Source organism: Streptomyces sp. NPDC037290 (assembly GCF_055603245.1).
In genome coordinates this window covers 1-11,443 of sequence record NZ_JBVJVZ010000009.1, presented here as the reverse complement: position 1 = coordinate 11,443, position 11,443 = coordinate 1, and the positions used below count along the sequence as shown (strand labels likewise).

Genomic DNA, 11,443 nt, shown 5'->3' with positions numbered 1-11,443 from the left:
GTTATTCGAGCTTTCCACTCCCGTCACGTTGCGTCCATACGAACGACAGCCGGGAACGCCGATCACGTCCCGCGCGCCCGCGCGTGGCGGCGTGCGCCGGTTCGCTTCACGGGCTGCGGGTGCCCGCCCGTCACGCACGCGCACGCGTGGCTACGATGGGCCAGCCGGAGGCCACCAGGGCCGCGGCGACACCGACCGTCGGGAAGGCCATGCTGAACAAGTACGCGCGTGCATTCTTCACGCGTGTCCTCACGCCGTTCGCCGCGTTTCTCATCCGCCGGGGCGTGAGCCCCGACACGGTCACGCTCATCGGCACGGCCGGTGTGGTCGCGGGAGCGCTGGTCTTCTACCCCCGGGGCGAGTTCTTCTGGGGCACGGTCGTGATCACCCTGTTCGTCTTCTCCGACCTGGTCGACGGCAACATGGCCCGCCAGCTGGGCCGCACCAGCCGCTGGGGCGCCTTCCTGGACTCCACGCTCGACCGGGTCGCCGACGGCGCGATCTTCGGCGGCTTCGCGCTCTGGTACGCGGGCAACGGGCACAACAACGTCCTGTGCGCGGTCTCGATCTTCTGCCTGGCCAGCGGCCAGGTGGTGTCGTACACCAAGGCGCGCGGCGAGTCCATCGGCCTGCCGGTCGCCGTCAACGGCCTCGTCGAACGCGCCGAGCGGCTGGTGATCTCGCTGGTCGCGGCCGGTTTCTCCGGCCTGCACACGTTCGGTGTGCCGGGCATCCAGTGGCTGCTGCCGATCGCCTTGTGGATCGTCGCCGTCGGTAGCCTCGTCACGCTGATCCAGCGGGTCGTCACGGTCCGCCGCGAGTCCGCCGAGGCCGAGGCGGCGGCCCAGCAGAACGCCGAGGCCGCGCAGTGAGCGCCGCCGAACGGCTCACCGACGCCCTCTACGGCGCCGGCTGGAGCACCGTCAAGAAGCTGCCCGAGCCCGTCGCGGTCCGCCTCGGGCAGAGCATCGCCGACCTCGCCTGGAAGCGGCGCGGCAAGGGGGTGCGGCGCCTGGAGTCGAACTACGCGCGCGTGCTGCCCGACGCCACCGCGGAGCGCCTCGCCGAACTCTCCCGCGCGGGCATGCGCTCGTACCTGCGCTACTGGATGGAGTCCTTCCGGCTCCCGGCCTGGAGCGCCGAACGCGTGAAGTCCGGGTTCGACCCCAAGGACATCCACTTCCTGACCGACGGCCTCGCCGCGGGCAACGGCGTGATCCTCGCCCTGCCGCACCTCGCCAACTGGGACCTGGCCGGCGCCTGGGTCACCACCAAGCTGGAGACACCGTTCACCACGGTCGCCGAGCGGCTGAAGCCCGAGACGCTGTACGACCGTTTCGTCGCCTACCGCGAGGGCCTGGGCATGGAGGTCCTGCCGCACAGCGGCGGCTCCGCCTTCGGCACCCTGGCCCGGCGGCTGCGCGACGGCGGCCTGGTCTGCCTGGTCGCCGACCGGGACCTGTCCGCCTCCGGCGTCGAGGTCGACTTCTTCGGCGAGACCGCCCGGATGCCCGCGGGGCCGGCCCTGCTCGCCCAGCAGACGGGCGCGCTGCTGCTCCCGGTCACGCTCTGGTACGACGCCTCGCCCGTCATGCAGGGCCGTGTGCACCCCCCGATCGAGGTACCAGAGTCAGGTACCCGGGCCGAGAAGACGTCTGTCATGACACAGGCGCTGGCCGACGCCTTCGCCACCGGGATCGCCGACCATCCGGAGGACTGGCACATGCTCCAGCGGCTGTGGCTCGCCGACCTCGACCCCGCGAAGGGACCCTCGTGAGAATCGGGATCGTCTGCCCGTACTCCTGGGACGTGCCCGGCGGCGTCCAGTTCCACATCCGCGACCTCGCCGAGTACTTCCTCCGCCTCGGCCACGACGTCTCGGTCCTCGCCCCCGCCGACGACGACACCCCGCTGCCGCCGTACGTCGTCTCGGCGGGCCGCGCCGTGCCGGTGCCGTACAACGGCTCGGTGGCCCGGCTGAACTTCGGCTTCCTGTCGGCGGCGCGGGTACGGCGCTGGCTGCACGACGGCGCCTTCGACGTGGTCCACATCCACGAGCCGACCTCGCCCTCGCTGGGCCTGCTGACCTGCTGGGCGGCCTCCGGCCCGATCGTGGCCACCTTCCACACGTCCAACCCGCGTTCGCGCGCGATGATCGCCGCGTACTCCATCCTGCAGGCGGCCCTGGAGAAGATCAGCGCCCGGATCGCGGTCAGCGAGTACGCCCGCCGCACCCTGGTCGAGCACCTCGGCGGGGACGCGGTGGTCATCCCCAACGGCGTCGATGTCGACTTCTTCGCCAAGGCCGAGCCCAGGCCGCAGTGGCAGGGCGACACCGTCGGGTTCATCGGCCGTATCGACGAGCCCCGCAAGGGCCTGCCGGTGCTGATGAAGGCCCTGCCGAAGATCCTCGCCGCCCGTCCGCAGGCCCGCCTGCTGGTCGCGGGCCGCGGTGACGAGGAGGCGGCCGTCGAGGACCTGCCCCGGGAGCTCCGCTCCCGGGTCGAGTTCCTCGGCATGATCAGCGACGAGGACAAGGCGCGCTTCCTGCGCAGCGTCGACCTGTACGTCGCGCCCAACACCGGCGGCGAGAGCTTCGGCATCATCCTGGTCGAGGCGATGTCGGCGGGGGCGCCCGTGCTCGCCTCCGACCTGGACGCCTTCGTCCAGGTCCTGGACCAGGGCGAGGCCGGCGAGGTCTTCGCCAACGAGGACGCCGACGCGCTCGCCGAGGCGGCCGTACGGCTGCTGGAGGACCCGGAGCGGCGCGCCGAACTGCGCGAGCGGGGGAGCACGCACGTGCGGCGGTTCGACTGGTCGACGGTCGGCGCGGACATCCTGTCCGTCTACGAGACGGTGACGGCCGGCGCGGCGGCCGTCGCGGAGGACGAGCGGACGACGGGGCTGCGGGCGCGGTTCGGGCTGGCGCGGGACTGAGGCCGGACACGCGCGGTCGGGTCGGCGCCGCAGGGCTGTGGGCGCCGGCCGTGCCACGCTCGCGGGACCGGCGCACGCGGGTTCTGACCGGCGGCCGGGTCGACAGCGGACCGACCCACGCGCAGGGCGACCGACGTCGCGCCGGTGCCGTGGCGCCCGCACAGGGGTGCCCGGGGCCGGAGCCCGGGCCGAGGTGCGCGCGGCCGAGGTGCGCGCGGAGTGCTCGGCCGGGGGGAATCGCGTAAGCGGTGCGTTCCGCCGGAGTGGGCCGTCCCGGGAGCACCCGCGCGGAAGACCGGCCGCGGCGCGGGCCCTGGCAGCGGACACCACGCGGAGCCATCGAGGGGCGCCGGACCGGGCGGGAGGCCGCGGAGCCCCACGGGATCGCCGTGCGGGACGCCTTCGCCCAGCCGATAGCCTTCCGGCGTGACCGCAACCCTCATCTGGATCCTCGTCGCACTCGTCGCGATCGGCGTCTACCTGAGCTGGACGGCCGGGCGGCTGGACCGGCTGCACGTGCGGATGGACGCCGCACGGGCCGCGCTCGACGCGCAGCTGCTGCGCCGGGCCTCCGTCGCACAGGAACTCGCCACCTCGGGAGTGCTGGACCCGGCCGCCTCGATCGTGCTGTACGAGGCCGCACACGCGGCCCGGCAGGCCGAGGAGGAGCAGCGGGAGGTCGCCGAGAGCGAGCTGAGCCAGGCGCTGCGCGCGGTCTTCGCGGACCCGGCCCAGGTGGAGGCCGTGCGCGAGGCCCCGGGCGGTGAGGAGGCGGCCCATGAGCTGGCCGAGGCCGTCCGCCGGGTCCCGATGGCCCGCCGTTTCCACAACGACGCCGTGGGAGCGGCCCGCAGGCTCCGCGAACACCGCAAGGTCCGCTGGTTCCGGCTGGCCGGTCACGCCCCCTTCCCGCTGGCCTTCGAGATGGACGACGAGCCGCCCGCGGCCCTCGTGGAGCGGGCCGCCTGACTCGCCTCCCGACGCGCCTCCTGACTCCCGGAGGACCCTTCCCCGGCGAAAAGGATCCACCGGCTTGCCATTGGCCCTTGCTGTGGCCTGGTCCACTCGCGTTTCCTCGGCGGAGCAGAAACCCTCTTTCACTTCAGTGAGGTCACCCGTGTCCACCATTGAGAACCAGGCTCCCGAGACCGGCACCGCCCGCGTGAAGCGCGGCATGGCCGAGCAGCTCAAGGGCGGCGTGATCATGGACGTCGTCACGCCGGAGCAGGCGAAGATCGCCGAGGACGCGGGCGCCGTCGCCGTCATGGCCCTGGAGCGGGTCCCGGCCGACATCCGCAAGGACGGCGGCGTGGCCCGTATGTCGGACCCGGACATGATCGAGGGCATCATCGATGCCGTCTCCATCCCGGTCATGGCCAAGTCCCGCATCGGCCACTTCGTCGAGGCCCAGGTCCTGCAGTCCCTCGGCGTCGACTACATCGACGAGTCCGAGGTCCTCACCCCCGCCGACGAGGTCAACCACTCCGACAAGTGGGCCTTCACCACCCCGTTCGTGTGTGGTGCCACCAACCTGGGCGAGGCCCTGCGCCGCATCGCCGAGGGCGCCGCGATGATCCGCTCCAAGGGCGAGGCCGGCACCGGCAACGTCGTGGAGGCCGTCCGCCACCTGCGCCAGATCAAGAACGAGATCGCCAGGCTGCGCGGCTTCGACAACCACGAGCTGTACGCCGCCGCCAAGGAGCTGCGCGCCCCGTACGAGCTGGTCAAGGAGGTCGCCGAGCTGGGCAAGCTCCCGGTGGTCCTCTTCTCCGCCGGCGGCGTGGCCACCCCGGCCGACGCGGCCCTGATGCGCCAGCTCGGCGCCGAGGGCGTGTTCGTCGGCTCCGGCATCTTCAAGTCCGGCGACCCGGCCAAGCGCGCCGCCGCCATCGTGAAGGCCACCACCTTCTACGACGACCCGAAGATCATCGCGGACGCGTCGCGCAACCTCGGCGAGGCCATGGTCGGCATCAACTGCGACACCCTGCCCGAGGCCGAGCGCTACGCGAACCGCGGCTGGTAACCACAGGCTCACAGGTACACCACCCCATGAACACTCCTGTCATAGGCGTCCTGGCCCTCCAGGGCGACGTACGGGAGCACCTCATCGCCCTGGCCGCGGCCGACGCCGTGGCCAGGCCGGTGCGGCGCCCCGAGGAACTCGCCGAGGTCGACGGCCTCGTGCTGCCCGGCGGCGAGTCCACCACCATCTCCAAGCTGGCGGTCCTCTTCGGCGTGATGGAGCCCCTCCGCGCGCGCGTGCGCGAGGGCATGCCCGTCTACGGCACCTGCGCCGGCATGATCATGCTCGCCGACAAGATCCTCGACCCGCGCTCGGGCCAGGAGACGATCGGCGGCATCGACATGATCGTGCGCCGCAACGCCTTCGGCCGCCAGAACGAGTCCTTCGAGGCCGCGGTCGACGTGCAGGGCGTCCCGGGCGATCCTGTGGAGGGCGTCTTCATCCGCGCCCCCTGGGTGGAGTCCGTCGGCGCCGGGGCCGAGGTGCTCGCCGAGCACGACGGCCACATCGTCGCCGTCCGCCAGGGCAACGCGCTCGCCACGTCGTTCCACCCGGAACTGACCGGCGACCACCGCGTGCACTCCCTGTTCGTCGACATGGTGCGCGCCAACCGGACACCGGAGTCCTTGTAGGATCTCTGGAGTTCGTTGCAGAGATGGGTTACGCGAAGGAGACAGGCAGATGTCCGGCCACTCTAAATGGGCCACGACGAAGCACAAGAAGGCCGTGATCGACGCCAAGCGCGGCAAGCTCTTCGCGAAGCTCATCAAGAACATCGAGGTCGCGGCGCGCATGGGCGGCGTGGACCTCGACGGCAACCCGACGCTCTACGACGCCGTCCAGAAGGCCAAGAAGCAGTCGGTCCCGAACAAGAACATCGACTCCGCGATCAAGCGCGGCGGCGGCCTCGAGGCCGGCGGCGCCGACTACGAGACGATCATGTACGAGGGCTACGGCCCCAACGGCGTCGCGGTGCTCATCGAGTGCCTCACCGACAACCGCAACCGCGCCGCCTCCGACGTCCGCGTCGCCATGACGCGCAACGGCGGCAACATGGCCGACCCGGGCTCGGTGTCGTACATGTTCAGCCGCAAGGGCGTCGTCATCGTCCCCAAGGGCGAGCTGTCCGAGGACGACGTCCTGGGTGCCGTCCTGGACGCGGGCGCCGAGGAGGTCAACGACCTCGGCGAGACCTTCGAGGTGATCAGCGAGGCCACCGACCTGGTCGCGGTCCGCACCGCCCTCCAGGAGGCCGGCATCGACTACGACTCCGCCGAGTCCAGCTTCGTGCCGTCCGTCCAGGTCGAGCTGGACGAGGAGGGCGCGAAGAAGATCTTCAAGCTGATCGACGCGCTCGAGGACAGCGACGACGTGCAGAACGTCTTCGCCAACTTCGACGTGAGCGACGAGATCATGGAGAAGGTCGACGCGTAACGCCGCGGGCTTCGCAGGTTCTCACGGGCCGACGGGACACCCCCGTCGGCCCGTCGCCGTCCCGGGCGCCGGTGCACGGCGTTGTCAGTGGCAACCGATAGCCTGCACAAACAGCTGAGCGAGTCGGCGGAGGGAGGGGCGCGGTGCGTGTACTGGGGGTGGACCCGGGGCTGACCCGGTGTGGCGTCGGCGTGGTCGAGGGGGTCGCGGGCCGGCCGCTCACCATGCTCGGGGTCGGTGTCGTCCGCACACCCGTGGACGCCGATCTCAGCCACCGCCTCCTCGCCGTCGAGCAGGGCCTCGAACAGTGGCTGGACGAGCACCGGCCCGAGATCGTGGCCGTGGAGCGCGTCTTCAGCCAGCACAACGTGCGCACGGTGATGGGCACCGCCCAGGCCAGCGCCGTCGCCATGCTGTGCGCCGCCCGGCGCGGCATCCCGGTCGCCCTGCACACCCCGAGCGAGGTCAAGGCGGCCGTCACCGGCAGCGGCCGTGCCGACAAGGCGCAGGTCGGCGCCATGGTCACCCGGCTGCTCAGGCTCTCCGCGCCGCCCAGGCCGGCCGACGCCGCCGACGCCCTCGCGCTCGCCATCTGCCACATCTGGCGCGCCCCCGCCCAGAACCGGCTCCAGCAGGCGGTCGCCCGCCACACCGTCAACGCAACGAAAGGCCGTACGGCATGATCGCCTTCGTCAGCGGCACGGTCGCCGCGCTCGCCCCCGACGCCGCGGTCGTCGAGGTCGGCGGTGTCGGCATGGCCGTCCAGTGCACGCCGAACACACTGTCCACGCTCCGCACGGGCCGGCCCGCCAAGCTGCACACCTCCCTCGTCGTCCGCGAGGACTCCCTCACCCTGTACGGCTTCGCCGACGACGACGAGCGCCAGGTCTTCGAGCTGCTGCAGACCGCGAGCGGCGTCGGCCCCCGCCTGGCCCAGGCCATGCTCGCCGTGCACACCCCGGACGCGCTGCGCCGCGCCGTCGCCACCAGTGACGAGAAGGCCCTCACCGCCGTGCCCGGCATCGGCAAGAAGGGCGCCCAGAAGCTGCTCCTGGAGCTGAAGGACCGGCTCGGCGAACCCGTCGGCGCCCCCGCGGCCGGCGCCCCGGTCACCCAGGGCTGGCGCGACCAGCTGCACGCCGCCCTCATCGGCCTCGGCTACGCCACCCGCGAGGCCGACGAGGCCGTCGCCGCCGTGACGCCGCAGGCCGAGGCTGCGGGCGGCACCCCGCAGGTGGGACAGCTGCTGAAGGCCGCCCTGCAGACCCTGAACCGCGCCCGCTGACCCCACGACGATCGAGGCACACCACATGAACTGGGACGACGACACGACCGGCACCCCCGCCTCCGAGCGGCTGGTGGGATCTGTCGCCGACCGTGAGGATCAGGCCGTCGAGGCCGCCCTGCGCCCCAAGGACCTGGGTGAGTTCATCGGCCAGGAGAAGGTCCGCGAACAGCTCGACCTCGTCCTGCGGGCCGCACGCGCGCGTGGCGCCACCGCCGACCATGTGCTGCTCTCCGGCGCGCCCGGCCTCGGCAAGACGACCCTGTCGATGATCATCGCGGCCGAGATGGGCGCCCCCATCCGCATCACCTCCGGCCCCGCCATCCAGCACGCCGGCGACCTCGCCGCGATCCTCTCCTCGCTGCAGGAGGGCGAGGTGCTGTTCCTCGACGAGATCCACCGCATGTCCCGGCCCGCCGAGGAGATGCTGTACATGGCGATGGAGGACTTCCGCGTCGACGTCATCGTCGGCAAGGGGCCCGGCGCCACCGCCATCCCGCTGGAGCTGCCCCCCTTCACCCTGGTCGGCGCGACCACACGCGCGGGCCTGCTGCCGCCCCCGCTGCGCGACCGCTTCGGCTTCACCGCGCACATGGAGTTCTACGAACCGCACGAACTGGAGCGGGTCGTCCACCGCTCGGCGAACCTGCTGGACGTCGAGATCGACCCGGACGGCGCCGCCGAGATCGCCGGCCGCTCCCGGGGCACGCCCCGCATCGCCAACCGCCTGCTGCGCCGCGTCCGCGACTACGCCCAAGTCAAGGCGGACGGCCTGATCACCCGCGAGATCGCCGCGGCGGCCCTCGCCGTCTACGAGGTCGACGCGCGCGGCCTCGACCGCCTCGACCGCGCCGTCCTGCAGGCCCTGCTGAAGCTCTTCGGCGGCGGTCCGGTCGGCCTGTCCACGCTCGCCGTCGCGGTGGGGGAGGAGCGGGAGACCGTCGAGGAGGTCGCCGAACCCTTCCTCGTCCGGGAGGGCCTGCTCGCCCGCACCCCGCGCGGCCGGGTCGCCACGCCGGCCGCCTGGGCGCACCTCGGCCTGACCCCGCCCCGCTCGGCGACCGGGGGGAACGGACAACAGGACCTGTTCGGGACCTGACGGCGCCATGATGGGGACGGGACGGCCAAGGCATTGGCACCAGCAGGAACCCAGGTGCCATGCTGAGCGTTGTTCCATGCACGCGGACTCGCTTAGACTCCGCCGATGCCGCCCTTGCGGGCGGCGCCGACCACACCCCCGTCAACAGGCCGCTCTCCGTCGCGGTCGCGCGAAGGAAATTCCGTCCCGTGAATGCCTTTACCCTTCTCCCCTTCATCGTGCTCATCGCGGCCATGTTCCTGATGACGCGCTCGGCCAAGAAGAAGCAGCAGCAGGCTGCCAACATGCGGAACGAGATGCAGCCCGGCTCCGGTGTCCGCACGATCGGGGGGATGTACGCGACGGTCAAGGAGGTCAACGAGGACACGGTCCTCCTCGACGCCGGCCCGGGCGTCGACCTCCTCTTCGCCAAGAACGCGATCGGCGCCGTCCTCACCGACGACGAGTACAACCGCATCGTCCACGGCATCGAGCACGACCTGAAGTCCGACGCCGACATCGTCCCGGACGACGCCTCCTCCCTCACCGAGACCGACGAGTCCGACTCGCCCGCTGCCGCCGCCTCCGACGACAAGGCCGTCGACCTCGGTAAGAAGGACGCTGCCGAGGACGACACCGACGCGGCCGAGGCCGCCGAGGCCAAGGCGGAGGACGAGCCTAAGAAGACCGAAGGCGACTCCGACGCGAAGTAGTCGCGCCCCGGTGGTGCGCTGGGCGGCATAATCACGCCCCGCGCACCACCGGGCGTCTGTTTCCCGCACGGAACAGCCCGACACATGTCATGGCCGACCGCGCCCGACCGGCGTGGGGCGGCCCGAGAGGGAGTACGAGAAGGTGGCAGCACCTAAGAGGGGCCGGAGCGCGAGCGCCCAGAGCAAGCCAGGGCGCTCGCTGGCCCTCATCCTGATCGCCATCGTGGCGCTCACCGGAGGCATGTTCCTCTCCGGGAACAAGACTCCGCGTCTCGGCATCGACCTCGCCGGTGGCACGAGCATCACGCTCAAGGCGAAGGCCGACCAGGGGTCCGCGATCAATCCGGCCAACATGGCCACCGCGGTCGACATCATGAACCGCCGTGTCAACGGCCTCGGTGTCTCCGAGGCGGAGGTGCAGACCCAGGGGAACGACAACATCATCGTCAACATCCCCAAGGGCACCAACTCCAAGGAGGCCCAGCAGCAGGTCGGCACCACCGCCAAGCTGTACTTCCGCCCGGTCCTGGCCAGCGAGCCCAGCGTCCCCGCAGGGAAGAGCCCGTCGCCGAGCGCCTCCTCCAGCGGCAGCTCCTCGCCGAACCCGAGCACGAGCCCCTCCTCCAGCGCCTCCTCCAAGGAGAAGGCGTCCTCCACCTCCTCGGGATCCCCGTCCCCCACGGGCTCGGCGACCTCCCGGGGCCGCGCCTTCAGCGACGCGCTGAAGGCCGGCTCCACTCCCTCGCCGAGCGCGTCCTCCAGCGGCAGCCCCAAGCCGTCGGCCACGCCGTCCGGGTCCGCCGCCGGCAACGCCGCGGCCGCCAAGATCCAGGCCCAGTACGCGGCCCTGGACTGCACCAGCCCCGCCGCGCGGGCCAAGGTCGGAGGCGCCGCCAAGCCCGGCGACGCCACGGTCGCCTGCGGCCAGATCAAGAAGGTCTGGTACAAGTACGTGCTCGGCCCGGCCGCCGTCGACGGCACCGAGGTGAAGAAGGCGCAGGCCGTCTTCGACACCCAGAACGGCTCCGGCTGGCAGGTCCAGATGACCTTCACCTCCAGCGGCGCCAAGAAGTTCGCGGACGTCACCGGCGAGCTGGCGAAGAACCAGAGCCCGCAGAACGAGTTCGGCATCGTCCTCGACGGCGAGGTCGTCTCCAGCCCGTTCGTACAGAACGCGATCACCGGCGGCCAGGCCGAGATCTCCGGCAGCTTCACCCAGCAGGACGCCCAGAACCTGGCCAACATGCTGTCGTACGGCGCCCTGCCGCTGTCCTTCCAGGAGCAGTCCGTCACCACCGTCACCGCCGCGCTCGGCGGTGAGCAGCTGCACGCCGGTCTGCTCGCGGGCGCGATCGGCCTGGCCCTGGTCGTGATCTACCTGGTCGTCTACTACCGCGGTCTGTCGGTCGTCGCGATGGCCTCGCTGCTGGTCTCGGCGATCCTCACCTACGTGATCATGTCGCTGCTCGGCCCGGCCATCCACTTCGCGCTGAACCTGCCGGCCGTCTGCGGTGCCATCGTGGCCATCGGTATCACCGCGGACTCGTTCATCGTGTACTTCGAACGCATCCGGGACGAGATCCGCGAGGGCCGCTCGCTGCGCCCCGCCGTGGAGCGGGCCTGGCCGCGCGCCCGGCGCACCATCCTGGTCTCCGACTTCGTGTCGTTCCTCGCCGCAGCCGTGCTGTTCATCGTGACGGTCGGCAAGGTCCAGGGCTTCGCGTTCACGCTCGGCCTGACCACCGTGCTCGACGTGGTCGTCGTCTTCTTCTTCACCAAGCCGCTGATGACGCTGCTCGCCCGCCGCCCGTTCTTCGCGAACGGCCACAAGTGGTCCGGCCTCGACCCCAAGAGCCTGGGTGCCAAGCCGCCGCTGCGGCGCACCCGCCGTCCCGCCGGTCCCGCCGGCTCTGTCGACCCGAAGGAGGCCTGAGCCATGTCGAAACTCGGCAACCTCGGCGCTCGACTGCACC

General features: G+C 71.6%; 12 protein-coding genes. All 12 read left to right on the top strand.

Going from position 1 to position 11,443, the window contains the following annotated elements; genetic code table 11:
* The first annotated feature begins 155 nt into the window (after positions 1 to 155).
* The 12 genes from pgsA to secD all read left to right on the top strand — a co-directional run bounded on the left by pgsA (position 156) and on the right by secD (position 11,403).
* Positions 156 to 872, top strand: coding sequence for a phosphatidylinositol phosphate synthase (gene pgsA / locus ACZ7HQ_RS27950; RefSeq protein ID WP_470996159.1), 717 nt, complete (start codon positions 156 to 158; stop codon positions 870 to 872).
* Positions 869 to 1,777: a phosphatidylinositol mannoside acyltransferase gene (locus tag ACZ7HQ_RS27945; RefSeq protein ID WP_470995371.1), complete on the top strand. Its 909-nt coding sequence runs from the start codon at positions 869 to 871 to the stop codon at positions 1,775 to 1,777. The genes pgsA and ACZ7HQ_RS27945 overlap by 4 nt, the downstream gene beginning before the upstream one ends.
* Complete coding sequence (locus tag ACZ7HQ_RS27940; RefSeq protein ID WP_470995369.1) at positions 1,774 to 2,937, top strand: glycosyltransferase family 4 protein; 1,164 nt, start codon at positions 1,774 to 1,776, stop codon at positions 2,935 to 2,937. Before ACZ7HQ_RS27945 ends, ACZ7HQ_RS27940 begins: the two co-directional genes overlap by 4 nt.
* A gap of 426 nt (positions 2,938 to 3,363) precedes the next feature.
* The gene (locus ACZ7HQ_RS27935) at positions 3,364 to 3,906 is read left to right on the top strand and encodes a LemA family protein (protein ID WP_470995366.1); all 543 of its coding nucleotides are present in this window, start codon (positions 3,364 to 3,366) and stop codon (positions 3,904 to 3,906) included.
* Between the two features lie 148 nt (positions 3,907 to 4,054).
* Complete coding sequence (gene pdxS / locus ACZ7HQ_RS27930) at positions 4,055 to 4,960, top strand: pyridoxal 5'-phosphate synthase lyase subunit PdxS (protein WP_030644670.1); 906 nt, start codon at positions 4,055 to 4,057, stop codon at positions 4,958 to 4,960.
* A gap of 26 nt (positions 4,961 to 4,986) precedes the next feature.
* Positions 4,987 to 5,592, top strand: coding sequence for a pyridoxal 5'-phosphate synthase glutaminase subunit PdxT (gene pdxT / locus ACZ7HQ_RS27925; RefSeq protein ID WP_470995363.1), 606 nt, complete (start codon positions 4,987 to 4,989; stop codon positions 5,590 to 5,592).
* 49 nt (positions 5,593 to 5,641) lie between these two features.
* Complete coding sequence (locus ACZ7HQ_RS27920; protein ID WP_361692804.1) at positions 5,642 to 6,394, top strand: YebC/PmpR family DNA-binding transcriptional regulator; 753 nt, start codon at positions 5,642 to 5,644, stop codon at positions 6,392 to 6,394.
* Positions 6,395 to 6,537: 143 nt separating this feature from the next.
* Positions 6,538 to 7,077 carry a crossover junction endodeoxyribonuclease RuvC gene (gene ruvC, locus ACZ7HQ_RS27915; protein WP_470995361.1) on the top strand — a complete coding sequence of 180 codons (540 nt, stop codon included), beginning with the start codon at positions 6,538 to 6,540 and terminating at the stop codon, positions 7,075 to 7,077.
* Positions 7,074 to 7,679, top strand: coding sequence for a Holliday junction branch migration protein RuvA (gene ruvA / locus ACZ7HQ_RS27910; protein ID WP_470995358.1), 606 nt, complete (start codon positions 7,074 to 7,076; stop codon positions 7,677 to 7,679). Before ruvC ends, ruvA begins: the two co-directional genes overlap by 4 nt.
* Positions 7,680 to 7,704: 25 nt before the next feature.
* Positions 7,705 to 8,778, top strand: a complete 1,074-nt coding sequence (gene ruvB / locus ACZ7HQ_RS27905; protein ID WP_470995355.1) for a Holliday junction branch migration DNA helicase RuvB — start codon at positions 7,705 to 7,707, stop codon at positions 8,776 to 8,778.
* Positions 8,779 to 8,966: 188 nt separating this feature from the next.
* Positions 8,967 to 9,470: a preprotein translocase subunit YajC gene (gene yajC, locus ACZ7HQ_RS27900; protein ID WP_470995352.1), complete on the top strand. Its 504-nt coding sequence runs from the start codon at positions 8,967 to 8,969 to the stop codon at positions 9,468 to 9,470.
* Positions 9,471 to 9,612: 142 nt separating this feature from the next.
* Complete coding sequence (gene secD, locus ACZ7HQ_RS27895; protein ID WP_470995349.1) at positions 9,613 to 11,403, top strand: protein translocase subunit SecD; 1,791 nt, start codon at positions 9,613 to 9,615, stop codon at positions 11,401 to 11,403.
* The last annotated feature ends 40 nt before the right edge of the window (positions 11,404 to 11,443 follow it).